General features: G+C 71.1%; 25 protein-coding genes. 5 read left to right on the top strand and 20 right to left on the bottom strand.

What is annotated here, in order from left to right:
• From RMN98_RS06075 to RMN98_RS06020, 12 genes are all read right to left on the bottom strand, one after another.
• A partial coding sequence (locus RMN98_RS06075) for an AAA family ATPase (protein WP_309647908.1) occupies window positions 1-282 on the bottom strand: 282 nt, incomplete at its 3' end.
• Window positions 283-549: 267 nt separating this feature from the next.
• A complete protein-coding gene (locus tag RMN98_RS06070) occupies window positions 550-1,800 on the bottom strand; it encodes an MFS transporter (protein WP_309647907.1) in 1,251 nt (416 codons plus the stop codon).
• A 33-nt stretch (window positions 1,801-1,833) separates the two neighbouring features.
• Window positions 1,834-3,342, bottom strand: a complete 1,509-nt coding sequence (locus RMN98_RS06065) for a hypothetical protein (RefSeq protein ID WP_309647906.1) — start codon at window positions 3,340-3,342, stop codon at window positions 1,834-1,836.
• An 85-nt stretch (window positions 3,343-3,427) separates the two neighbouring features.
• A complete protein-coding gene (locus RMN98_RS06060) occupies window positions 3,428-3,634 on the bottom strand; it encodes a hypothetical protein (protein WP_309647905.1) in 207 nt (68 codons plus the stop codon).
• A 102-nt stretch (window positions 3,635-3,736) separates the two neighbouring features.
• Entirely contained in the window at window positions 3,737-4,624 is an 888-nt protein-coding gene (gene mutM, locus RMN98_RS06055) for a bifunctional DNA-formamidopyrimidine glycosylase/DNA-(apurinic or apyrimidinic site) lyase (RefSeq protein WP_309647904.1), read from the bottom strand.
• 17 nt (window positions 4,625-4,641) lie between these two features.
• On the bottom strand, window positions 4,642-5,376 hold the full coding sequence (gene rnc, locus RMN98_RS06050) for a ribonuclease III (RefSeq protein ID WP_309647909.1): 735 nt from the start codon (window positions 5,374-5,376) through the stop codon (window positions 4,642-4,644).
• Between the two features lie 16 nt (window positions 5,377-5,392).
• Window positions 5,393-5,578 (bottom strand): 50S ribosomal protein L32, encoded by a 186-nt coding sequence (gene rpmF, locus RMN98_RS06045; protein ID WP_309647903.1) that lies wholly within the window; start codon window positions 5,576-5,578, stop codon window positions 5,393-5,395.
• Between the two features lie 63 nt (window positions 5,579-5,641).
• Complete coding sequence (locus RMN98_RS06040) at window positions 5,642-6,022, bottom strand: DUF177 domain-containing protein (RefSeq protein ID WP_309647902.1); 381 nt, start codon at window positions 6,020-6,022, stop codon at window positions 5,642-5,644.
• 251 nt (window positions 6,023-6,273) lie between these two features.
• A complete protein-coding gene (coaD, locus tag RMN98_RS06035) occupies window positions 6,274-6,774 on the bottom strand; it encodes a pantetheine-phosphate adenylyltransferase (RefSeq protein WP_309647901.1) in 501 nt (166 codons plus the stop codon).
• An 11-nt stretch (window positions 6,775-6,785) separates the two neighbouring features.
• Window positions 6,786-7,376 carry a 16S rRNA (guanine(966)-N(2))-methyltransferase RsmD gene (gene rsmD, locus RMN98_RS06030; RefSeq protein ID WP_309647900.1) on the bottom strand — a complete coding sequence of 197 codons (591 nt, stop codon included), beginning with the start codon at window positions 7,374-7,376 and terminating at the stop codon, window positions 6,786-6,788.
• Window positions 7,377-7,383: 7 nt separating this feature from the next.
• A complete protein-coding gene (locus RMN98_RS06025) occupies window positions 7,384-9,627 on the bottom strand; it encodes an ATP-dependent DNA helicase RecG (RefSeq protein ID WP_309647899.1) in 2,244 nt (747 codons plus the stop codon).
• 10 nt (window positions 9,628-9,637) lie between these two features.
• Complete coding sequence (locus RMN98_RS06020; protein ID WP_309647898.1) at window positions 9,638-11,308, bottom strand: DAK2 domain-containing protein; 1,671 nt, start codon at window positions 11,306-11,308, stop codon at window positions 9,638-9,640.
• A gap of 143 nt (window positions 11,309-11,451) precedes the next feature.
• Between RMN98_RS06020 and rpmB the strand changes: the two genes are divergently transcribed.
• A complete protein-coding gene (gene rpmB, locus RMN98_RS06015; protein ID WP_056862348.1) occupies window positions 11,452-11,637 on the top strand; it encodes a 50S ribosomal protein L28 in 186 nt (61 codons plus the stop codon).
• 338 nt (window positions 11,638-11,975) lie between these two features.
• On the opposite strand, the gene RMN98_RS06010 is transcribed toward rpmB, so the two are convergent.
• Complete coding sequence (locus RMN98_RS06010; RefSeq protein WP_309647897.1) at window positions 11,976-12,929, bottom strand: thiamine-phosphate kinase; 954 nt, start codon at window positions 12,927-12,929, stop codon at window positions 11,976-11,978.
• A 147-nt stretch (window positions 12,930-13,076) separates the two neighbouring features.
• On the opposite strand from RMN98_RS06010, the gene RMN98_RS06005 reads away from it, so the two are divergent.
• The gene (locus RMN98_RS06005; protein ID WP_091021602.1) at window positions 13,077-13,313 is read left to right on the top strand and encodes an Lrp/AsnC ligand binding domain-containing protein; all 237 of its coding nucleotides are present in this window, start codon (window positions 13,077-13,079) and stop codon (window positions 13,311-13,313) included.
• A gap of 83 nt (window positions 13,314-13,396) precedes the next feature.
• Complete coding sequence (locus RMN98_RS06000; protein ID WP_309647896.1) at window positions 13,397-13,855, top strand: DUF3515 domain-containing protein; 459 nt, start codon at window positions 13,397-13,399, stop codon at window positions 13,853-13,855.
• A gap of 37 nt (window positions 13,856-13,892) precedes the next feature.
• Here the strand turns inward: RMN98_RS06000 and RMN98_RS05995 are convergent, their stop codons facing one another.
• A complete protein-coding gene (locus RMN98_RS05995; protein WP_309647895.1) occupies window positions 13,893-15,059 on the bottom strand; it encodes a D-alanine--D-alanine ligase family protein in 1,167 nt (388 codons plus the stop codon).
• Window positions 15,060-15,091: 32 nt separating this feature from the next.
• Here RMN98_RS05995 and RMN98_RS05990 point away from each other — a divergent pair, with 32 nt between their 5' ends.
• On the top strand, window positions 15,092-16,168 hold the full coding sequence (locus tag RMN98_RS05990) for an aminotransferase class I/II-fold pyridoxal phosphate-dependent enzyme (protein WP_309647894.1): 1,077 nt from the start codon (window positions 15,092-15,094) through the stop codon (window positions 16,166-16,168).
• Between the two features lie 199 nt (window positions 16,169-16,367).
• Here the strand turns inward: RMN98_RS05990 and RMN98_RS05985 are convergent, their stop codons facing one another.
• Both RMN98_RS05985 and RMN98_RS05980 read right to left on the bottom strand, forming a co-directional pair.
• Window positions 16,368-17,372, bottom strand: coding sequence for an NAD(P)H-dependent glycerol-3-phosphate dehydrogenase (locus RMN98_RS05985; RefSeq protein WP_309647893.1), 1,005 nt, complete (start codon window positions 17,370-17,372; stop codon window positions 16,368-16,370).
• Window positions 17,369-18,127, bottom strand: coding sequence for a lysophospholipid acyltransferase family protein (locus RMN98_RS05980; RefSeq protein WP_309647892.1), 759 nt, complete (start codon window positions 18,125-18,127; stop codon window positions 17,369-17,371). The genes RMN98_RS05985 and RMN98_RS05980 overlap by 4 nt, the downstream gene beginning before the upstream one ends.
• Window positions 18,128-18,201: 74 nt before the next feature.
• Between RMN98_RS05980 and cofC the strand changes: the two genes are divergently transcribed.
• Window positions 18,202-18,831, top strand: a complete 630-nt coding sequence (gene cofC / locus RMN98_RS05975) for a 2-phospho-L-lactate guanylyltransferase (protein WP_309647891.1) — start codon at window positions 18,202-18,204, stop codon at window positions 18,829-18,831.
• A gap of 45 nt (window positions 18,832-18,876) precedes the next feature.
• Here cofC and RMN98_RS05970 read toward each other — a convergent pair whose 3' ends face one another.
• From RMN98_RS05970 to leuC, 4 genes are all read right to left on the bottom strand, one after another.
• Window positions 18,877-19,437: an HU family DNA-binding protein gene (locus RMN98_RS05970; protein ID WP_309647890.1), complete on the bottom strand. Its 561-nt coding sequence runs from the start codon at window positions 19,435-19,437 to the stop codon at window positions 18,877-18,879.
• Between the two features lie 243 nt (window positions 19,438-19,680).
• Window positions 19,681-20,502, bottom strand: coding sequence for an alpha/beta hydrolase (locus RMN98_RS05965; protein WP_309647889.1), 822 nt, complete (start codon window positions 20,500-20,502; stop codon window positions 19,681-19,683).
• Between the two features lie 119 nt (window positions 20,503-20,621).
• Window positions 20,622-21,227: a 3-isopropylmalate dehydratase small subunit gene (gene leuD / locus RMN98_RS05960; RefSeq protein ID WP_309647888.1), complete on the bottom strand. Its 606-nt coding sequence runs from the start codon at window positions 21,225-21,227 to the stop codon at window positions 20,622-20,624.
• 3 nt (window positions 21,228-21,230) lie between these two features.
• Window positions 21,231-22,634, bottom strand: a complete 1,404-nt coding sequence (gene leuC / locus RMN98_RS05955; protein ID WP_309647887.1) for a 3-isopropylmalate dehydratase large subunit — start codon at window positions 22,632-22,634, stop codon at window positions 21,231-21,233.
• Between the last annotated feature and the right edge of the window lie 89 nt (window positions 22,635-22,723).

Here is a 22,723-nt window from a genome sequence, read left to right as displayed (position 1 = left end):
CTCGATCGGCAGCGCGCCGTCGGAGTTGTCGATCGTCAGCACGACCTCGGCACGACCCAGCGGCGGGCGCCCGGAGGTGCCCGCGAAGATGACGTCCTCCATCTTGCCGCCGCGCAGCGACTTGGCGCCCTGCTCACCCATGACCCAGGCGAGCGCGTCGACCACGTTGGACTTGCCGGAGCCGTTGGGACCCACGATGCAGGTGATGCCCGGCTCGAGCTGGAGCGTGGTCGAGGAGGCGAAGGACTTGAACCCCTTGAGGGTCAGGCTCTTCAGGTACAACGCGAGACTCCATCAGTGGTTGGCGTGCACTGAAGCGCGGTGCGGGGGGCGACCGCTGCTGGGGAAGCTCAGCGCGCCTCACCCTACCTGTCGACGGCGGTGTCCGGCTGGATCCTTGGTCCCGGGCCGGCGTCGCCGGGTTGCGCGCGTCCCCGGATGTCCGGGCACTTTGTCACGTGAGGGGTGTTGCAACCCCCGACAAGCGCTCGACTCGCCCGCCCAGTACGCCGAGCCCGGCGGCCCGCGGGCGACCCACGGCGGCACGGGTCACCCGGGCGCGGGGGCCTCGTCGGCGTGCGCGATGTGGGCCAGCTGGCGCCAGATCAGCACCACGAAGACGGCCGACCCGGCGAAGGCGAACCAGAACGGGGCGGTGACCCCGTAAGCCTGCGCCAGCACTCCCCCGATGCCCGCGCCGGCGACCAGCCCGCCGAAGATCCCCACGGTGTAGACCGACCCCACGCGGCCCTGGAGGGCCGTCGGCACCGCGCGCTGGCGCACCGTCACCGAGGTGGTGCCCCAGATGAAGGCGTGCGCCCCGAAGACGAAGAAGATCGCCATCGCGACCCACGGCACCGTCGTGATCGCGAGCGCGAGGTGGGTGAGGGTCTCGATCACCAGCCCGACGCGCATCAGGTTGCCCAGCGACACCCGCCGGGTGATCCAGCCGTAGGCGAGCGTGCCCAGCAGCCCGCCCACCGCCGCGATCGTGGTCAGCAGCCCGAAGCCGACCGCGCCGAGCCCGAGCCGCTCGCTCGCGTAGAGGACGAGCACCGACCAGGCGGCACCGAAGGTGATGTTGAAGGTGAAGATCGTCAGCACCAGCGTGCGCACCGCCGCGTGGTGGCGGACCCACCGGAAGCCCTCGACGATGTCGGCCCGCACGCGACGCCCGGCCACGCCCTCACGCGACCCGAGCTCCGGCCGCCCCACCGACAGTCGGGAGATCAGGACCGCACCGAGCAGCACCAGCACCGCCTGCATCGCGAAGGGCCAGGCCATGCCGGCGGCGAAGAGTGCCGCCCCGAGAGGCGGACCTGCGAGCTGGTTGACGGTGATGAAGCCGGTCTGCAGTCGCGCGTTGCCGATCGCCAGGTCGTCGCGGTCGACGATCATCGGCAGCAGCGTGCCCGAGGCGTTGTCGGCGAAGATCTCGGCCGTCCCGAGCAGGAAGAGCGAGCCGAGCACCAGCCCGACCGACACGTGCCCGGTCGCCACGGCCGAGGCCAGCACCACCAGCACCCCGCAGCGCGCGAGGTCGACGGTGACCACGATCAGTCGCCGGTCGAGGCGGTCGGTCAGGGCTCCGGCGTACAGCCCGAAGAGCAGCGGCGGTGCCCACTGCAGCAGCGCGGCCAGTGCGACGAGGAACTCCTGGTCGGTCTGCGACGCGACCAGCAGCGGTCCCGCCGCCAGCGCGATGCCGTCACCGAGGTTGCTGGTCCACGACGACGCGAGGAGCCACCGGAAGTCGGTGCCGAGCCGTCGCGGCACGACGGTCTCGACGAGTCTGCTCACAAGCAGCAGACCCTACGACGGGTGGCCCGGGCGTCACGCCTCGGGAGCCGGTCGCCGCCGTCGTCGGAGGGCGAAGGCTGCGGCCATGGCCGCACCCACCACCCCGAGCGGTACGACGCCGCCCGCGACGCGCTGCCCGACCGTGCGCTCGCTGCCCCTCGAGGCGGGCGGCACGGCGCCGCGGCCGTCACCGGGGACGTCGACGGCGTAGACGTCGAGGCCGCGCACGAGGTCGATGGCGTAGAGCACGTTGGTGCGTGCCCCCGTCTGCTCGCCGGCCTGGTAGACCGGCACCCACATGGCGTCCCACACCTCGGAGAGGCCCCAGATCGAGTGGGCGTAGGGCTTGATGTCGCGGGGGTCGCGCACGTCGAGGACCTGGGTGCCGCCGCCGTAGAAGCCGGCCGCGACCAGGCCGCCGGGACGGTAGTCGAACCAGTGCGACGAGCAGAAGGCGCCACGGGGCAGCGGGAAGTTGCCGAGGTCGGCCAGCTCGACCTTGTCGAGGGGGACGATCGCCGACGGGGTGCCGTCGAGGCGCTTGACCCACCAGGTCTGGAAGGAGCCGGCGAGCGCGCAGTCGGTCTGCTCGTAGTCCTCCTCGGTCACCAGCAGCACGTTGCCGTTGGCGATCGAGGGACGCTTGCCGGCCTTGAACGCCGTGGCGTTGGGCCGGAAGGAGTTGTGCAGGATGAAGTCGTTGTAGCCGGGGAAGCGCGGGTCCTCGCCGGCACCGGCCTTGCCGGTCGTGGTGATCAGCCGCGGTCGGTCCGGAGCGGAGGTGTCCCACATCGAGGCGCCGCCGAAACCGGTGTGGGTGCCGACGCCGGCGGCGTCGAAGTTCCACTTGTGGCCACCGGTCGGCGACGCGAAGGGCTGCACGCCGGCCTGCTTCGGTCGGGCGTCGACCTCGACGGGCTTGCGGAGGTTGCGCAGGTCGAAGACGGAGAAGTCCTCGCGACCACCGGCGGAGTAGGCGTAGCGGCAGCTGCGCTCCTCGACGCACGCGACCGTGTGGGTGCTGGTCGCCCCGGGCGTGCGGGACAGGATCGTCGGCGCCGACGGCTTCGTGACGTCGACGACGATCAGCTCGTTGCCACCGGCGTTGACGTGCTCGATGTCGTCGGGCGCCGCCTGGACCAGGTCGACCCCGATCAGCGCGAAGCGCTGGGTGCCGCGGGAGGTGGTGCGCTCACCGCAGTTCATCGCCTCGTTCTCGAAGAGGGCGTTGAGCAACGTGCCCACCAGGCGCGGCTGCGCCGGGTCACTGACGTTCCACACGCGCAGCGAGTCGACGCCGCTGGTGACGAAGATCGGCGCGGTCTTCATGAAGCAGCCGGAGATGCCGGTCTGCGTCGGGTTGGAGGAGAGCTGGGCGATCCGAGAGCTCTCCACGACCGAGCTGGTGCGCCCCTGCCGCTCGGACATCTCGGCGAGCCGGTCGCGGGTGCTGTCGGCCGCCGCCGGCGGTGTCGGACCCGCCAGCGCGAGGGAGGAGCCGACGAGGAGGGTGGCCGCTAGGGCGGCGAAGGAGAGGCGCACGGAGGGTCAACGACCCACCCGCGGCGCGGTCACGCGAGCGCCCGGCGAGCCGGGGAGCGGACGAGCTGTGCGGGAGCCGCGAGGCTCAGGCGGGCTGCATCTCCTGCAGGGGCGCGGTGTCGAGGTCGAGCAGGTCGGCCGCCTGGGCGGCGACGAGCCGGTCGTTCTCCTCGCTGAGCCGGAGGACCAGGTCCTCCAGCTCACGCACGCGGGTGCGGAGCCGAGCATTGTCGGCAGACAGTCGCGGGTCTCGCAGGTCGCTGTAGATGTGTCCCATCAGCGCCTTGGCCATGACATCGAGCCTTTCGAAAGCGGTGGCGGGCCCGGAGTGGGCCGTCTCCAAGAGTCCCACCGAGGGCCGCCGTGGTCAATCTGGGCTGATCAATGCGGCAGGTCAGTCGGGGACGGGCGTGCCGGGGCGCACCACGCGGCGGGCGCGCGGCGCCGGTTGGCAGGCCGGGCAGAAGTAGGACGAGCGGTTCATGAAGGCGACGCGTCGGATCGGGGTGCCGCAGCGCTCGCACGGCTCACCCTCGCGGCCGTAGGCGTGCAGCGAGCGGTCGAAGTAGCCCGACTCCCCGTTGACGTTGACGTAGAGCGCGTCGAACGACGTGCCGCCCTGACCGAGCGCCTCGCCCATCACCTCGCGGGCGTGTCCGAGCAGCGTGCGCAGCTGCGGGCCGGTGAGCCGGTCCCCCGGGCGTTCGCCGTGGAGACGGGCCCGCCAGAGCGACTCGTCGGCGTAGATGTTGCCGACGCCCGAGATGAGTCCCTGGTCGAGCAGCAGCCGCTTGACCCCGGAGCTGCGGCGACGGGCGCGTCGTACGAACTCGTCGTCGTCGAAGTCGGGGTCCAGCGGATCGCGGGCGATGTGGGCGATCTCGGTCGGCAGGTCGGCGCCGCCGGTCGACACCGACAGGCCCCCGAACATCCGCTGGTCGACGAAGCGGAGCTCGCGTCCCTCGTCGGCACCGTCGAGCACGAAGCGCACGCGCAGGTGGCGTTCGTCGGGCAGCGTGGGTGGCTGGACGAGCATCTGCCCGCTCATGCCGAGGTGGCCCAGGATCGCGTCGCCGTTGTCGAGCGGGATCCAGAGGTACTTGCCGCGTCGCCGGGCCGCCACGAGGCGGCGACCGACCAGGGCCTCGGCGAAGCCGGTGGCACCGCGGGGGTCACGGCGGACGGGGCGCTCGTGCAGGACGTCGACGCGGGTGATGGTGGCGCCGAGGACGTGGCGCTCGAGTCCGGCACGGACGACCTCGACCTCGGGCAGCTCCGGCACCTCAGAGCTCCGACACGTCAGTCGGTGACGGCGGTCGCGCTGCCGGAGGCGTTGCCGGCGACCGGGAGCCCGGCCACGATCTCGCCGTAGGCGGTCTCGGCGCAGGCCTGCTCGGCTTCCTTCTTGGAGCGGCCGACGCCGTTGCCGTAGACCGACTCCCCCACGCGCACCTGCGCGGTGAAGGTCTTCATGTGGTCGGGGCCGTCGTCCTCGATGAGGTACTCCGGTACGCCGAGGGCGTGCTCGGCCGCAAGCTCCTGCAGGGAGGTCTTCCAGTCGAGACCCGCACCCATGGCGGACGCGGCCTCGATGAGGGGATCGAAGAGCAGGTGGACGACCTCGGAGGACGTGACGATGCCGCCACCGCTGAGGTGGACGGCGCCGATGACGGCCTCGACCGTGTCGGAGAGGATCGAGGCCTTGTGACGACCTCCGGTCGCCTCCTCGCCCCGACCCAGCTTGACGTGGTCGCCGAGCCCGATGCCGCGTGCCACGTCTGCCAGGGCGCGCGCGTTGACGACCGCGGCGCGCAGCTTGGCCAGCCGGCCCTCGGAGAGGTCCGGGTGGGTGAGGTAGAGCGTCTCGGTCACGACGACGCCGAGCACGGAGTCGCCCAGGAACTCCAGGCGCTCGTTGGTCGGCAGCCCACCATTCTCGTAGGCGTAGGACCGGTGCGTCAGGGCGCGCTCGAGCAGCTCGGGATCCAGCTCAGGATCACCGAGCGCTCGCCGCAGGTCGCCGTAGTTGCTCAGCGGACTGTCGCAGGCCTCAGAGGACCTGGCGCCGGTCGGCCTTCGCGCCGTACTGGCCGCAGGTGCCGCACGCGCGGTGCGGGAGGTGCTTGGCACCACAGGCGGGGTTGGCGCAGGTCACCAGGGAGGGCGCGACGGCCTTCCACTGCGAGCGACGGTGACGCGTGTTGCTGCGCGACATCTTCCGCTTCGGGACAGCCACTGTTATCTCCTCTTACGTCGACCGGGGGCCCGGTCAGGCTCTGAACAAGTCAGTCTTCGCTGGTCAGTCTTCGTCGTGCTGGAGCTCGGTCAACCCCGCCCAACGCGGGTCGATCGGCGCCTCGTGCGTGTGGTCGGGGTCGTCCGCCAGTCGCGCGCCACACTCGACGCACAACCCGGGGCAATCCTCTTCACACAGCGGCTGGAACGGTAGCGCGAGCACTACCGCGTCCCGCAGCAGGGGCTCGAGGTCGAGCAGGTCGTCCTCGAGCATGCTGACCCCGTCGTCGTCCTCGGGGTCGTACCCCTCGGTGGCGCCCTGGTCGTCGTAGAGGAACAGCTCCTGGAACCTCACGTCGACGTCGTCGTCGATCGGCTCCAGGCACCGCACGCACTCACCCTCGAGCGAGGCCTGCGCCTCGCACGTGACCAGGACACCCTCCATGACCGCCTCGATGCGCAGGTCGAGAACGACCTGTGCACCTTCGGGGACACGAAGGACTTCGATGCCCAGATCTGCTGGGGCCGGGACGGTCCGTGACACCTCGCGCTGGGACCCCGGGCGGCGGCCGAGCTCGCGTGTATCGAGCACGAGCGGCGCTCTCGGGTCCAGTTTGCTCAGTGGATCACTTTCAGTTCCGGGCACAACAGATCAGCGATGATCGTATCCGTCCGGTCGCGCCCGGAGCAAAACGCCTACGCCCCGCCCGACTGCGCCGCACGCTCGGCCAGCCGCGCGAGCAGGGCGGTGTTGACGAAGTCGGGGATCAACCCGGACACGTCGCCCCCGAAGGTCGCGACCTCCTTGACCAGGCTCGAGGCCAGGAACGAGTACTCCGGGCTGGTGGGCACGAAGACGGTCTCGACGTCGGTGAGCGAGGAGTTCATCTGCGCCATCTGGAGCTCGTAGTCGAAGTCGCTCACCGCACGCAGGCCCTTCACGATGGCGTGGATGCCGTGCTCCTGGCAGAAGCTCGTCAGCAGTCCCTTGAAGCCGTCGACGCGCACGTTGGGGAAGGGGGCGCACGCCTGCTCGAGCATGGCGATGCGCTCCTCGGCGTTGAAGAGCCGGTTCTTGGACTGGTTGACCCCGACCGCCACGACGACCTCGTCGAAGAGGGTCGAGGCACGCTGGACGATGTCGAGGTGACCGTTGGTCACGGGGTCGAACGACCCGGGGCAGACGGCACGGCGCACGAGGTGGTCCCTCACTCCTGCTGGTGGTCGGGGAGCCCGTCGAGGGCTGCGTGACCGTACCAAAGCACGGTCTCGCCATAGCGCTTCGACCGGGTGTCCTCGATGCCGCTGGGCCAGGTCGGCTCGGGGCTGCGCCGGGACCGCTCGACGACCACGAGGGCCCCCGGGACGAGCCAGCCGTGATCCACCAGGGCCCCGAGGTCGGCGGCGAGCCCCTCCTCGTCGAGCGGGTAGGGCGGATCGCTGAAGACGATGTCGTAGGGCGCGGTCGGGGGCCGGCGCAGGGTCGCGGCCACCGAGACCGCACGCACGTCGGCCCTGGGGAAGCCGATGGCGCCGGCGTTGTCACTGACCAGCGCCGCCGTGCGTCGGTCCTGCTCGACGAGGGTGACGACCCCGGCGCCGCGGGACCAGGCCTCCAGGCCCACGGCTCCCGAGCCGGCGTAGAGGTCGAGGAAGCGCAGGCCGTGCAGGGAGCCGCACCACGCCTCGACGGCCGAGAAGAGTGCCTCGCGGACCCGATCGCTCGTGGGTCGGGTGGTGGAGCCGGGCGGTGTCTTCAGGCGGCGGCCCTTGGCCGCGCCGGCGATGATCCGGGTCACACGTTCCTCACGACTTCTCGATGAACTGGCCCTGCTGGGACAGCTCCAGGTCGGCGACGGCCACGCCGAGGGCGGGGGCGTCGAGCAGGTCGGGGTCGCGGTCGAGCAGCGTCTCCGCGGCCTCGCGGGCCTGCACGATCGTCGCCTCGTCGCGCAGCACCCGCAGGTTGACCAGGCCGGAGCGACCGCCGGCCTGCGAGGCCCCCAGCACGTCTCCCTCACGGCGCAGCTCGAGGTCGATGCGGCTCAGCTCGAAGCCGTCGGTCGTGCTCGAGACCGCAGCGAGCCGCTCCAGCGCGGGCGAGAGGTAGGGAGCGTGCGTGACGAGCAGGCACAGCCCCGGGTGTCCACCACGACCGACGCGGCCGCGCAGCTGGTGGAGCTGGGAGACGCCGAAGCGGTCGGCGTCGAGGAGCACCATCACGGTCGCGTTGGCGACGTCGACCCCGACCTCGATGACGGTGGTCGACACCAGCACGTCGATGTCGCCGGCGTTGAAGGCGCGCATGGTGACGTCCTTCTCGTCGGCGCTCATGCGACCGTGGAGCTTGGCGACGCGCACCCCGTTGAGCTCACCGAGCTGGAGCTCGACCACCACCTGCTCGACGGCCGCGAGGGGTGGACGCGTCTCCTCGGGCGGGATGGGCAGGCCGTCCTCGTCGAGCTCGAGCTGGTCGGTCTCGCCCTGCTCGGGCTCGTCGCCGTCGATGCGCGGGCACACGACGTAGGCCTGGTGACCCTTGGCGACCTCCTCACGCACCCGCTCCCACACGCGGGAGATCCACGTCGGGTGCTCCAGGGTGTTGACGACGTTGGTCTGGATCGGTGCCCGACCGGCCGGCAGCTCGGTGAGGACCGAGGTCTCCAGGTCGCCGAAGACGGTCATCGCCACGGTGCGCGGGATGGGCGTGGCCGTCATGACCAGGACGTGGGGCGGCATCACGGACTTGGCGGTCAGCGCCGCACGCTGCTCGACGCCGAAGCGGTGCTGCTCGTCGACGACGACCAGGCCGAGGTCGGCGAAGATGACCTTGTCCTCGAGCAGGGCATGGGTGCCGATCACGATGCCGGACTCGCCGCTGGCCAGGCGCGACATCGGCGCCGTGCGTTGGGTCTTGGTCATCGACCCGGTCAGCAGCTCCACGGCCGTGCCCGTCTCGGGGCCGCCCAGCATCCCGCCGAGCGCGAGGTCGCCGAGCATCGCGGTGATCGAGCGGTAGTGCTGCTGGGCGAGGACCTCGGTGGGGGCGAGCAGGGCGGCCTGCCCGCCGGAGTCGACGACGGTCAGCATCGCGCGCAACGCCACGAGCGTCTTGCCGGAGCCGACCTCGCCCTGGAGCAGCCGGTTCATCGGGTGGGGCTGGGCGAGGTCGGCCTCGACCTGCGCCCCGACCTGGCGCTGCCCGTCGGTGAGCGTGAAGGGCAGCCGCTCGTCGAAGGCCGCGAGCAGCGCGCCGTCTCCTCCCGTGCGAGCGTGCGCGCCGAGGGCACGCACGGCGCGGCGGCGCTTGCCGAGCACCAGCTGGGTGACCAGCGCCTCCTCGAAGCGGTAGCGCCGGCGGGCTGCCTGGACCTGGGAGAAGTCCTCGGGGGCGTGGATCCAGGTGAGGGCGGTGGGGGCGTCGACGACGTCGTGGGCCCGTCGTACGTCCTCGGGGATCAGCTCCACCGGGGGCTCGACCACGGAGCGGGCGAAGGTGACCGCGCGCAGGATGTCCCAGTGGTCGACGCCCTTGGTGAGCGGGTAGAGCGGGTAGAGCGGCGGGATCAGCTCCAACGCGTCGACCTCCTCACCGCTGCCGTCGGCGTCCACGCCGAAGAGCACCATGGTCGGGTTGGTGAGCTGCCACTCGTCGCGGAAACGCCCGGCCTGGCCGATGAAGAGCCCCTGACGGCCTGCGGGCAACCGGCCGGCCTGCCACTCCGAGACGTGCTTGCTCTTCGCGAAGTGGGTCAGGCGCAGGCTCGGGCCGTCGGTGTGCACCAGGGTCTCGAGGCGGTAGGCCGCCTTGCCGGAGCGGCGATCGGTGTAGGAGCGCACGTCGGTCTTGCCGAGCTCCCCGATGACGGTGAGCATCTGCCCGGGCTCGAGGTCGTCGACGCGGGTGAGCTCGCCGGTCTTGATGTAGCGACGCGGGAAGTGGTGCAGGAGGTCCCCGACCGTCTCGATCCGGAGGTTCTTCACGATCTTGTCGCGCTTGCCCTTGGCGTCGCCGAACACTGCGGCGACGGGGCTGTCGAGGCTGATCACGCGTGCCCTCTCACTCGACGGACAGGAGCAACGGGTAGCGCTCCTGACCACCGTCGTACACCACGACGTCGACATGGGGGTGGTGCTCGTCGACCCAGGCGGCCGCCCGGTCGGCCAGCGCGTCGCTCCCCTCCCCCGCGACGAGGGTGACGAGCTCGCCACCGCCGGCCAGGAGGCGGTCGAGGACCCCGCAGGCGACGTCGGTCAGGTCGTGTCCGATGACGGCGAAGTCGCCCGCGATCACGCCGAGCACGTCACCCGGCTCGCACGGCCCGGCCATCGTCATGGCCTGGCGCGCCGCGATCGTGACGGCCCCATGGCGGGCGTGACGGGCGGTCGCGGTCATCTCCAGCACGTCCTGGTCGAAGGTGCGCGCCGGCTCGTGGACCGCGAGGGCTGCCAGTCCCTGCACCTGCGCCTGCGTCGGGATGACCGCGACGCGCACGCTGCCGAGGGCGGCGTCGGTCTCGACCATCTGGGCGGCGATCTGAGCGACGCGGACCGAGTCGGCGTCGTTGGGCAGCACCACGACCTCGCTGGCGCCGCAGTCGGTGATGGCCTCGACGATCTGACCGGTGGACGGCCGGCGACCGGGGCCGCCGAGGACCACGACCGCACCGGCCTCTCCGAAGAGGTCGGCCAGACCGGGGCCTGCGGCGACCGCGACGATCCGGCGACCGGCGCGGGTGTCCCGTGCCTGGCGCGCCTCGACGACCTGCTCGGCGAAGTGGGTCACCCGCACCCGGTGCGGACGACCGGCCTCGATGCCCGCCTCGATCGCGGCCCCCACGTCGTCGACGTGGACGTGGACGTTCCACAGCCCCTCGCCGCCGACCACGACCAGCGAGTCGCCCAGCCCGTCCAGGGTCGTGCGCAGGGGCGCGATGGCGTCGTCGGTGGCGTCGAGGAGGTACATCACCTCGTAGGCCGGCCCGTCGGCCGTGAGGTCACCCTCCGGCAGGGCGCCGGTCGGGGTGTGGGGGATGGGGATGGAGCGCTGGCCGATCGGGCTGGTCACCGGGATCGGCCGACGACCGGTCAGCACCGTCTCGGCGGCGTCGAGGATCACGCTGAGCCCGCGGCCGCCCGCGTCGACGACGCCCGCGTCGCGCAGGACCTGGAGCTGCTCCGGGGTGCGCGCCAGTGCCTCGCGGGCTGCTCCGGCAGCACTCGTGAACACGTCGCGCGCCCGCACCCCGGGGTTCTCGGCCAGCGCGAGGGCTGCCTGGGACGCCGCTCGCGCGACCGTCAGCATCGTGCCCTCGACCGGACGCCCCACCGCGGCATAGCTGGCCTCGGTCGCGTCGTGGAGGGCGTCGGCCATGACCCGGGCGTTGCGCTCCTCGGGCGTGGAGGCGGCGATGCGGCGCGCGATCGCGCCGAGCATCTCGCTCAGGATCACCCCGGAGTTGCCGCGTGCCCCCAGGAGCGCCCCACGGCGGAAGACGGTGAGGGCCTCGTCACGGTCGATGTCGGGCCGGCTCCCGGCGGCCTCGCGGATGGCGTCGCGCGCGGCCGAGACGGTGAGGTACATGTTGGTGCCGGTGTCACCGTCGGGCACGGGATAGACGTTGAGGGCGTCGATCTCCTCCCGGGCCTCGGCGAGGGCGTCGGTGGCCACGTCGACGAAGCGGAGGACGACCGCGAGCTCGATGATGCCGCTGCGCGGGGTCGCTTCCATCGCCTGCCTCGGGTCGGGGGTCGGAGCGGCAAGACTAGTCGGAGCGGCACGATTTTCTGCTCAGGCACCGGTCGGATACTCTTGTTCGGTTGCCCGCCCTGCGGGCCCCTCGTTCATCACCTCGATCATCAGGAGCAATCACCGTGGCTGCCGTCTGCGACATCTGCGCCAAGAAGCCTGGCTTCGGCAACAACCGGCCGTGGTCGCGCAAGATCACGAAGCGCCGTTTCGACCCCAACATCCAGCGTGTGCGTGCCAAGGTCAACGGCACCCCCAAGCGCCTCAACGTGTGCACCGGCTGCCTCAAGGCCGGCAAGGTCTCCCGCTGACCTGAGCCACAGCATCGAGAAGACCGTCGCCTCCGGGTGGCGGTCTTCTCGCATTTGTCCCGGAGCGGCCGGACGCGCGACGCACCGACCCCGAGACCTACCTCCACCACCGACCTCGGCGAGGCGGGCCGACCGCACGCGGTGGCCCGGGAGCCAGGGCCTCCTCCCGGGGGCTGAAGGGGAGGCGTGGCGCCGGGGAGACAAGCGCAACCAGGCACTGCTGCCGCCCGGCGACACGGCGAGCTTGTCCCCCGGGAGGAGGCGCCTGGCGGACGGGCCACTGCGCCTGGAGCAGCTCCGACGAGCCGTTCTGCATCCCGCCGCGCAGGCGGCGGAACCTAGAAGTGGGTCCAGCCGGTTGCGCCGTCGTACGCGCCCCCGTCGACCGTGACGACGGGGTCGCCCTCGAGGACCTCGCCGATGACCGTCCAGCCGTCCGGGACGGAGGCTGCGTCAGGGAAGGTGGCGAGGAGGGCGTGGTCGTCGCCTCCCCCGAGGATGAACGAGATGGGGTCGGAGCCGGTGGCGGCGGCGACCGCCTGGAGCGGCTCGGGGATCTCGAAGGCGCTGGTGCGCACGTCGATGCTGACCCCGGAGCCCTCGGCGAGGTGGGCCGCGTCCCCGAGCAGGCCGTCGGAGACGTCGATCATGGAGGTGGCGCCCGCGTCGGCGGCGACCGCTCCGGCGTCGTACGGCGGCTCGGGGCGTCGGTAGGCCTCGACCAGGACCCGCGGGGAGCGGAAGCCGCGGCCCAGGACGGCCAGGCCGCCGGCGGCCCATCCCTGACGGCCGATGATCGCCAGGACGTCGCCGGGCTCGGCACCCGACCGGACGACCGGGGCGGTGGTGCACGCACCGATGACGGTGACGGCGATGACGACCTGGTCGGCCCGGGTGACGTCTCCCCCGACGACGCTGGCGCCGACGAGCGCGCACTCGGCGGCGAAGCCGGCGGCAAAGTCGAGGGCCCACTGGGCCGGGAGGTCGGGCGGGGCGGCCAGGCCGACCGTGAGGGAGTGCGCGCGGCCGCCCATGGCGTTGATGTCGGAGAGGTTCTGCGCCGCTGCCCGGTGCCCGACGTCCTCGGCCGAGGCCCATTCACGGCGGAAGTGGCGTCCCTCCACCATCAGGTCGGTCGAGACCACCACGTGCCCGTTGCGGATCCGCAGCACCGCCGCGTCGTCACCCGGTCCGATCAGGACGTGCTCGCCCTGCGGGAAGAGCGCCACGAGGTCGGAGATGAGGCCGAACTCACCGGCGTCGGCCAGGGTCGCGTCGGGCGGGAAGGGCATGGCCCCATCCCACCAGACGCATGCACGCCCCCCGGACCGGGGACGGCTATGGACACCCGCGACGGGTCCGATAGGTTGACCGTCACACTGATCCACGCACCGACACACCGATGTCACACTGACATCGCCAGCTGAGGGAGACACCGAATGGTCGTCCAGGCGTACATCCTGATCCAGACCGACGTCGGCAAGGCTGCCGAGGTCGCCAAGGCCATCGCCGCGGTCAAGGGCGTGACGCTCGCCGAGGACGTCACCGGGCCCTACGACGTGATCGTGCGCGCCGAGGCCCGCAACGTCGACGAGCTGGGCAAGCTCGTGGTGGCCAAGGTGCAGACCCTCGACGGGATCACCCGCACCCTGACCTGCCCGGTCGTCCACATCTGAGGCACGTGAGCTCGATCCGCACCATCTCTCGTCGACGCCCCGGTCCCCTTCGGGCCCGGGGCGTCGTCGCGTCCGCGGGCGCCATGGCTTCCCTGGTGCTGCTGCTGAGCGCCTGCGGCAGCACGCCCGAGATCGTGTCGGCCGACCTGAGCGAGGAGGACCAGCAGGCCTGCGAGCAGCTGGTCGACGCGCTGCCGTCCACGCTCAACGACCTGGAGCAGGTCGACGTGGAGCCGGCCGACGCCCTCGGGGCAGCCTGGGGCGACCCGGCCATCGTGCTGACCTGCGGGGTCGCGCTGCCGGAGGCCTACGACCCGTTCTCGACCTGCGACGACGTCAACGGGGTGGGCTGGTTCGCGCCACCGGACTCGTTGGAGGAGGACGCGCAGGACGAGGAGGTCACCGTGACCGCCGTGAGCTACCGCCCGCTCATCCAGCTGGTGGTGCCGGCGGACTACCGCCCCGACGGCGTCTCGGCGGCGCTCACGGACCTCACCGACGCCGTGAAGTCCACACTCCGCCTCGAGCAGCCCTGCATCTGACGCACGGCGCCGAGTCGGCGCGATGTTGCGCGGCGGCTCAGCGCAGGCCGGTGTCGCGTGCCAGGGCCAGCCGGATCAGCCGGTCGACGAGCCCGGGGTAGTCCACGCCGCTCGCCGCCCACATCTGGGGATACATCGAGGTGGGCGTGAAGCCGGGCATCGTGTTGATCTCGTTGACGACCAGCGAGTTGTCGGGCATCACGAAGAAGTCGACCCGGGCCAGCCCCTCGCAGCTGACGGCCTCGAAGGCCCGGGCGGCCAGCTCCCGCAGCTCGTCAGCGACGCCCGCGGGCAGCACGGCGGGGATGTCGATCTCGGTGTGCTCGCCCGGGAGGTACTTGGCGGCGAAGTCGTAGAACTCGTGGTCGCCCCCGACGCGCAGCTCGGCGGGCTGGCTGGTCTCGGGGGTGCCGTCGAGGGCCTGCAGCACGCCGCACTCGACCTCGCGGCCACCCTCGGCCGAGACCTCCACGAGCGCCTTGCTGTCGTGGCGGTGAGCCTCCTCGATGCAGGCGTCGAGCTCGGAGGCGTCGTGGGCCTTCGAGATGCCGATGCTGGAGCCTCCCCGGGCCGGCTTCACGAACAACGGGTAGCCGAGCTCGTCGGCCTGCGCGCGGCACGCGGTGGAGTCGCGTGCCCAGTCGCGAGCGGTGATGGTGACCGAGGGCAGGACCGGGAGACCGGCGGCAGCGAGCACCACCTTCATGTAGGCCTTGTCCATGCTGACCGCGGAGGCGAGCACGCCCGCGCCGACGTACCTCACCCCGGCCATCTCGAACATCCCCTGGATGGTGCCGTCCTCGCCCCACGGGCCGTGCAGGAGCGGGAAGACGACGTCGACCTCGCCGAGGGTGCGCGGGGGCTGGGAGGGCTCACTGACGACCAGGTCCGTGCTGGCGGCCTGCTGGGCCAGCGCCACCGGGGCCCGCTCGCCGTCGACGCTCGGCAGGTGGTCGGCGCCCTCGATGCGCAGCCGGTCGGGGTCGCCGCTCTCGAGCACCCAGCGCCCGTCGGTCGCGATGCCGATCGGCACCACGTCGTAGACGTCGCGGTCGATGGCCTTCAGCACGCTGCCGGCGGTGACACAGGAGATCGCGTGCTCGCTGGAGCGCCCGCCGAAGACGACGGCGACGCGGGGCTTGCGGCTCTCGGCGCGGCTCTCGGGGGTGCTGTCGGGGGTGCTGTCGGGGGTGGTCGCGTTCATCGCCACGACCCTATCCGCCTAGGCTTCCGTGCATGACCGAGGACTCGCCCGACCTTCAGCCCGCGACGATCGCGGTGACCGCCGGCCGTCCCCCGCACGTGTCCGACGAGCCCCTCAACACCCCGATCACGATGACCTCGACGTACGTCGCCGGGGGCGACCGTGAGTACGGCCGCTACGGCAACCCCACGTGGACCGCGTTCGAGGACGCCCTCGGTGCCCTGGAGGGTGGCCGCTGCCTGAGCTATGCCAGCGGTATGGCCGCGGTCACGACGGTCCTCGACCTTGTCGGCCAGGGCGGCAAGGTCGTCGCGCCCGAGCACTCCTACACCGGCACCCTCCTCCAGCTGGCCGACCTCGAGTCCCGTGGCCGCATCACCACCCAGCTGGTCGACATCACCGACACCGCGGCCGTCGCGGCGGCGTGCGTCGACGCCGCACTCGTGTGGTTCGAGTCGCCGACCAACCCCGCCCTCGAGATCGCCGACATCGCCGCGATCGCCGCAGCCGCGCACGACGCAGGTGCCTACGTCGTCGTCGACAACACCTTCGCCACTCCCCTGCTCCAGCAGCCGCTGTCGCTCGGCGCCGACATCGTCGTGCACTCCGTGACCAAGTACCTCGCGGGTCACAGCGACGTGCTGATGGGCGCCATCGTCACCGCCGACGACGAGCTCCACGCCGTGCTCAAGGGCCGCCGTGACCTCCTCGGGTCGACCCCGGGCACCCTCGAGGCCTACCTCGCCCTGCGCGGCCTGCGCACGCTCCACCTGCGCGTCGAGCGGGCCCAGGCCAACGCCACCACGCTCGTCGAGCGCCTGCGCGAGCACCCGGCGGTCTCCGAGGTCCGCTACCCCGGTTTCGGCGGCATCGTGTCGATCGTGCTGGTCGGGGAGGCGCTGGCCGCCGACCTGCTGGTGCAGAAGACCAGCCTCTGGGTCCACGCGACCAGCCTCGGGGGCGTCGAGTCGACCTTCGAGCGTCGCCGACGCTGGAAGGCGGAGCCCGCCACGATCCCCGAGGGGCTCGTGCGGCTCTCGGTCGGCATCGAGGACGTCGAGGACCTGTGGCGCGACCTGGTCGGCGCGTTGGACACCCTGGTCGTCTGAGGGTCGGCTGCTGGTCGGCTGCTGGCGAGGGGTGACCTGCGGGCGATCCGGCAGCCATCGGTTCACCCAGGGCTCACCGCCCTCGCGGACTGCCTGGCCCGCCACGCGTCGAGCGGTGACCTACGGGCGATCCGCCACCTGAAACACCCCCCATCTCACCGCTCCCACCAGCCAGCTCCGGGCTCGACCCGTGCCTGGGTCAGTCGGTCTCTGCCTTCGTGTCGCGCGCTATGAACGCGTCGACCATGTCCTTGGCGGTCATGGTGCCCGCGACGACCGCGTCGACGTGGTGCGCGACCGGGGCGTCCACGCCGGACTGGTTGGCCAACGCCAGCAGCGAGGAGCAGGACTTGGCCCCCTCCGCCACCTGACGGGTCGAGGCGATGATCTGCTCGGTCGTCATGCCCTTGCCGAGGTTCTCCCCGAAGGTGCGGTTGCGTGACAGCGGCGACGAGCAGGTCGCGACGAGGTCACCGAGGCCCGCGAGCCCCATCAGGGTCAGGGGGTTGGCGCCGAGCTTCATCGCGAGGCGCGCAGTCTCCGCGAGCCCCCGGGTGATCACGGAGGCGGTCGTGTTGTCGCCGAAACCGAGGCCCACGGCCATGCCGACCGAGAGGGCGACCACGTTCTTGTAGGCGCCGCCGAGCTCGCAGCCGAGCACGTCGACGCTGGTGTAGGGCCGGAAGGCCGGTGAGTGCACGCGAGCCTGGAGCATCCGCGCGACGTCCTCGTCCTCGCACGCGACCACCGACGCCGCGGGCTCGCGACGGGCGATCTCCTTGGCGAGGTTGGGGCCGCTGATGACCGCGATCCGCTCCGGACCTGCTCCGGTGACCTCGGCGATCACCTCGCTCATCCGCTTGAGGCTGCCGAGCTCCACGCCTTTCATCAGCGAGACCATGACAGCGTCCTTGCCGACGTACGGCGCCCACTCGACGAGGTTGGCCCGCAACGACTGGGACGGGACCGCGAGCACCACGACGTCGGCGTCGGCCAGGGCCTGCTCGGGGTCGTGCGTGGCACCGACCGTCGGGGGCAGCTCGATGCCGGGCAGGTAGTCGACGTTCTCGTGCTGGTCGTTGATCGTGGCGCAGACCTCCTCACGCCGACCCCAGATCGTCACGTCGTTGCCGCCGTCGGCAAGCACGATGGAGAAGGCGGTCCCCCAGGAACCGGCTCCGAGGATCGCTACCTTCGTGCTCACTGCTCGTCCTTCGGGTCGGGGGTGCGGGTCGGGCGGATGCCGGCCCTGCGCATGTCGAAGCGTTCCGCGGGCGCGGTCGCGCCGCGGACGTCCTCCACGAGGCCGGTGATCGCCGCCATGATGCGCTCGGTCGCCTCCGTGTAGACGCTGTGGTCGCGAGGGCGCTGCACCAGGTCGTGGAGGTCGACGGGGTCGCCGACCTTCATCCGGATCAGCTTGCGCGGAAAGAGGTCGGGCTTGCTGGCGTAGGGGTAGAGGATCTCGTGCGCCCCCCACTGACCGACCGGGATCACCGGACAGCCGGTCTCCAGGGCGATGCGGGCGGCACCGGACTTGCCCGTCATCGGCCACAGCTCGGGATCGCGGGTGATGGTGCCCTCGGGGTAGACCACCACGACCTTGCCCGCGCGAACCGCCTCAACCGCCGCGGTGAAGGCACCGACGGCCTTGCTGCTGGCACGCTCCACGGGGATCTGGCCGGCCGCCCTCATCAGGAAGCCCAGCACCACGTTGTGGAACAGGCTGGACTTCGCCAGGTAGTGCGGGACCCGCCCGTGGTCGTAGATCAGGTGCGCAGCCGTGAGGGGGTCGACGTGCGAGACGTGGTTGAGCGCCACGACGCACCCCCCGGCCGCAGGCAGCTTCTCGCCGTCGATCCAGTCGTGGGTCGTCGTGGCGAGCAGCACCGGCTTGACGATGGTCACGGCGAACGCGAAGCCAGGGCGGCGCTTGTCCTGCATTGTGCGAACCTTCACGGGAGTGCAGGTTACTCGCCGACGTGACCGAGGCCACCGTCTCGCCGCGCCGAGTCTCCTGACAGGATCGAGGCGTGGTCACGTCCTACGTCGTCGTGGTGCCGGTCAAGCCCCCGGCGCACGGCAAGTCCCGGATGACGGGTCTCGACGACCCCCAGCGTCGAGCCCTCGCGCGCGCCTTCGCCCTCGACACCGTCGGAGCCTGCCTGGCTGCGGATCACGTCGACGCCGTGCTGGTCGCGACCGACGACGCGTCGTTCTCCCGGGAGCTCGAGCGCCTCGGCTGCCTGACCATCCCCGACGGCGACACCAACGACCTCAATGCCGCGCTGCGCCAGGCCGTGGCCGAGGCGCGGCGCCGTTTCCCCGAACTCACGCCCGCGGCGCTGTGCGCCGACCTGCCGGCGCTGCGCTCCGCCGACCTCGGTCAGGTCCTCGCGTCGGTGGTGCCGGGCGGGCCGTCGTACGTGCCTGACGCCGAGGGTGTCGGCACCACGCTCTACACCGCACCGTACGACGGGTTCGACCCGGAGTTCGGCCTGGGCTCGCGTCGCGCGCACCGGGCCTCCGGCGGCGCCGAGGTCGGACTCGACCTGCCCTCGCTGAGGCGCGACGTCGACGACCTCGACGACCTGCGCGACGCGCGGTCCCTGGGGCTCGGCCCGGAGACCTCTGCGCTCGTCGCCGACCTGCACCTGACATGACGCACGGGCCGTCCCCCTGAGGGAGGACGGCCCGTGCGTGGTGCGTCAGGACTTCTTGGCGGGAGCCTTCTTCGCTGGCGCCTTCTTGGCAGCGGGTGCCGCCTTCTTGGCCGGAGCCGCCTTCTTGGCAGCAGGTGCCGCCTTCTTGGCCGGAGCCGCCTTCTTGGCCGGAGCCGCCGACTTGTAAGCAGGAGCCGCCTTCTTGGCCGCAGCCGCCTGCTTGGCAGCAGGTGCCGCCTGCTTGGCAACAGCCACGGCCTTCTTCGCCGGAGCCGCCGCCTTCTTCGCCGCAGCCGCGGGGGCCGCGATCGTGAGCTTCGGGAGCTTCTTGGCACCGGAGACGACGTTCTTCAGGTCGGCCCCGGCACTGAACTTCGGCACCGCCGTCTTCTTGGCCTTGATGCGGGCACCGGTCTGCGGGTTGCGGACCCACCGGGCCTCCCGGATCCTCTTCTCAAAGGAGCCGAAGCCCGTGATGGCGACCTTCTCGCCCTTGGCGACCTCACGCGTGATCGTGTCCAAGACGGACTCGAGTGCGTGTGCTGCCTGCTTGCGGTTCCCCTCGTAACGCGTCGCGAGTGCGTCGATGAGCTGTGACTTGTTCACTAGCTTCCCTTCCAATGAACTGGTGGCGTCGAGCTTTGCCCGACTTTCATCAATGCACGCTAGGCATTGGTGGCCATTGTCACAATCACCACGCCGTGGATCACGGGACCTATTTTTCGGCGCTAGACCGCGAACACGTCGGCGCACGCCCGGCAATCGCCTGACGTGCGCCAACGTGGTGCGTGCTGTGGTTATCCGATATCCCTTACCTGCTTGGGATATCTCGATAGCCGGCGGTCCAGATCACTTCTCCAGGAATGCGAGGAGGTGCTGATTGAAGGCCGCTGCGTGGCTGACGTTCAAACCGTGCGGAGCATCATCGATCACGGCGAGCTCGGCACCCGCAACACTGTCAGCGGTCCGCTTTCCGGAGACCTCGAAGGGCACGGTGGCGTCCGAGTCCCCATGGATGACGAGGCTCGGGACCTTGATCGTGGCGAGATCCCGACGGAAGTCGGTCGTCCCGAAGGCCTCGATGCACGCGACCAGGGCAGCGTCCTCGGCCTTGGCCGCCAGGGCCAGGGCTTCGTGGCGCTGCTCCTCGGTCACCTTCAGCTCGCCCCCGGCAGAGAAGAAGTCGGTGGTGAACCCGTCGAGGAAACCCTCGCGGTCGGAGGAGGCGGCGTCCATCATGCCCTTGACGTCGTCCTCGCCGAGCCCGCCGTCGGGGTTGTCGTCGGTCTTCAGCAGGTAGGGGGGAACGGCGGCCGCGAACACGGCCGAGCGCACACGGGCGTCACCGGCGGTGCCGAGGTAGCGGGCGACCTCGCCGCCACCCATGGAGAAACCCACGAGGCTCGCGTCCTGGAGGTCGAGTCCGTCGAGAACCCCGCCGAGGTCGGCGGCGAAGGTGTCGTAGTCGTAGCCCGTGCCGGGCTTGTCGGAGTCGCCGAAGCCGCGACGGTCGTAGGTCACCACGCGGTAGCCCGCATCGGTGAGCGCCGGGACCTGCTCGCTCCAGGAGGCGCCGCTGAGGGGCCAGCCGTGGATGAGCACCACCGGTCGGCCGTCGCCGCCGGAGTCGGTGTAGCTGAGGTTGATGCCGTTGGCCGAGATGCTGGGCATGTCAGTCCTTTCGTCGACGGATGCGGTGATCGGTGCCCCCGCAGGACACGATCACCCGGTACCCGTCACAAGGATGTTGACACGTCCCCTATTCCGCCCGAACCACGATGCGGACCTGCTCAGCCGTGGATCGTGGCCGGCTTCCAGCTGGGGCGCGACGCCTCGTAGGCGGTGATGTCGTCGGCGTGGCTCAGGGTGATCCCGACGTCGTCGAGACCCTCGAGCAGGCGCCAGCGGGTGTAGTCGTCGATGTCGAAGGAGTCCTCGATGGCATCCTCGCCCTCGCCGGCGCGCACCGTGCGGGACTCGAGGTCCACCGTGATCGCCGCACCGGGGGTCGCCTCGAGGTGGTCCCACAGCCGCTGGACGACCTTCTCGTCGACCTGGGCTGCGAGCAGTCCGGCCTTGCCGGAGTTGCCCCGGAAGATGTCGGCGAAGCGCGAGGAGATGACCGCCTTGAACCCGTAGTTCTGCAGGGCCCACACCGCGTGCTCGCGCGACGAGCCCGTGCCGAAGTCGGGTCCGGCGACGAGCACCGAGCCGGCCGCGTAGACCGGGTTGTTGAGGACGAACTCCGGGTCGTTGCGCCAGGCGCTGAACAGCCCGTCCTCGAAGCCGTCGCGCGTGACGCGCTTGAGGTAGACGGCCGGGATGATCTGGTCGGTGTCGACGTTGCTGCGACGCAGCGGGACACCGACGCCGGTGTGCGACGAGAACTTCTCCATGACTCAGGCCTCCAGGTCGGCCGGGGACGACAGCGTCCCGCGGATGGCGGTCGCGGCTGCGACGGGGATCGAGACGAGGTGGGTGCGGCCACCCTTGCCTTGGCGGCCCTCGAAGTTGCGGTTGGAGGTCGACGCGCTGCGCTCACCGGGCTCGAGGGTGTCGGGATTCATGCCCAGGCACATCGAGCAGCCAGCGCCGCGCCACTCGGCGCCCGCTTCCTTGAAGATCACGTCGAGGCCCTCGGACTCGGCCTGCATGCGCACGCGCACCGACCCGGGCACGACGAGCAGCCGGGTGTCCGCGTCGACCTTGTGACCCTCGATGATCTGGGCCGCGAGGCGAAGGTCCTCGATCCGGCCGTTGGTGCAGGAGCCGACGAAGACGGTGTCGACCTTGACCTCACGCATGGGGGTGCCGGCTTCGAGACCCATGTACTGCAGGGCCTTCTCGGCAGCCACGCGGTCCTGAACGTCCTCGAACTGGGCGGGGTCGGGGACCGAGCCCCCCAGCGGGACGCCCTGGCCGGGGTTGGTGCCCCAGGTGACGAACGGGGTCATCTCGGAGGCGTCGAGCACGATCTCGGCGTCGAACTCGGCGTCCGCGTCGGTGACGAGCGTCTTCCAGTGCTCGACGGCGGCGTCCCAGTCGGCACCTCGGGGCGCCTCGGGACGACCCTCGATGTAGTCGAAGGTCGTCTGGTCCGGGGCGATGAGGCCGGCCTTGGCGCCCCACTCGATGCTCATGTTGCAGACCGTCATGCGGCCCTCCATCGAGAGCTCCTCGATGGCCTGGCCGCGGTACTCCACGATGTAGCCCTGGCCCCCACCGGTGCCCGTGTGGGTGATCAGGGTGAGCACCATGTCCTTGGCGGTGACGCCCGGCGGGAGGCTGCCGTTGATGGTCACGGCCATCGTCTTGGGCTTGGCCTGCATCAGGGTCTGCGTCGCGAGGACGTGCTCGACCTCGGAGGTGCCGATGCCGAAGGCGATCGCGCCGAAGGCGCCGTGGGTGCTCGTGTGGCTGTCACCGCAGACGATCGTCATGCCGGGCTGGGTCAGTCCGAGCTGGGGGCCGACCACGTGCACGATGCCCTGCTCGATGTCGCCGAGCGGGTGCAGGCGCACACCGAACTCCTCGGCGTTCTTGCGCAGCGTCTCGACCTGGGTGCGGGAGACGGGGTCGGCGATGGGCTTGTCCCAGTCGAGCGTGGGGACGTTGTGGTCCTCGGTCGCAAGGGTGAGGTCGGGGCGGCGGACCGTGCGACCAGCGAGGCGCAGTCCATCGAAGGCCTGTGGGCTGGTGACCTCGTGGATGAGGTGCAGGTCGATGAAGAGAAGGTCGGGCTCTCCCTCGTGGGAGCGGACGACGTGCTCGTCCCACACCTTCTCGGACAAGGTCTTGCCCATGTCTTCACTCCTTCGTGACCGGTGGTGATCCTGCCCGGAGAACGCTACGCCGTCGTCCCATGATCTGAGATATCGATCTCGATATATGG

The organism is Nocardioides sp. (assembly GCF_031397825.1).
Lineage (GTDB): Bacteria > Actinomycetota > Actinomycetes > Propionibacteriales > Nocardioidaceae > Nocardioides.
The sequence above is the reverse complement of the archived record's forward strand: the minus strand, read 5'-3'. Positions and strand labels throughout refer to the sequence as shown.

Excerpts from the sequence above, each read along its gene's own strand:
- RMN98_RS06060 (WP_309647905.1), bottom strand. The coding sequence starts at position 3,634 with ATGGCCAAGGCGCTGATGGGACACATCTACAGCGACCTGCGAGACCCG.
- RMN98_RS06040 (WP_309647902.1), bottom strand. The coding sequence starts at position 6,022 with ATGGAGGGTGTCCTGGTCACGTGCGAGGCGCAGGCCTCGCTCGAGGGT.
- RMN98_RS06020 (WP_309647898.1), bottom strand. The coding sequence starts at position 11,308 with ATGGAAGCGACCCCGCGCAGCGGCATCATCGAGCTCGCGGTCGTCCTC.
- RMN98_RS06010 (WP_309647897.1), bottom strand. The coding sequence starts at position 12,929 with ATGCCCTTCCCGCCCGACGCGACCCTGGCCGACGCCGGTGAGTTCGGC.
- RMN98_RS06005 (WP_091021602.1), top strand. The coding sequence starts at position 13,077 with ATGGTCGTCCAGGCGTACATCCTGATCCAGACCGACGTCGGCAAGGCT.
- RMN98_RS06000 (WP_309647896.1), top strand. The coding sequence starts at position 13,397 with ATGGCTTCCCTGGTGCTGCTGCTGAGCGCCTGCGGCAGCACGCCCGAG.
- RMN98_RS05995 (WP_309647895.1), bottom strand. The coding sequence starts at position 15,059 with ATGAACGCGACCACCCCCGACAGCACCCCCGACAGCACCCCCGAGAGC.
- RMN98_RS05990 (WP_309647894.1), top strand. The coding sequence starts at position 15,092 with ATGACCGAGGACTCGCCCGACCTTCAGCCCGCGACGATCGCGGTGACC.
- RMN98_RS05965 (WP_309647889.1), bottom strand. The coding sequence starts at position 20,502 with ATGCCCAGCATCTCGGCCAACGGCATCAACCTCAGCTACACCGACTCC.
- leuD (WP_309647888.1), bottom strand. The coding sequence starts at position 21,227 with ATGGAGAAGTTCTCGTCGCACACCGGCGTCGGTGTCCCGCTGCGTCGC.
- leuC (WP_309647887.1), bottom strand. The coding sequence starts at position 22,634 with ATGGGCAAGACCTTGTCCGAGAAGGTGTGGGACGAGCACGTCGTCCGC.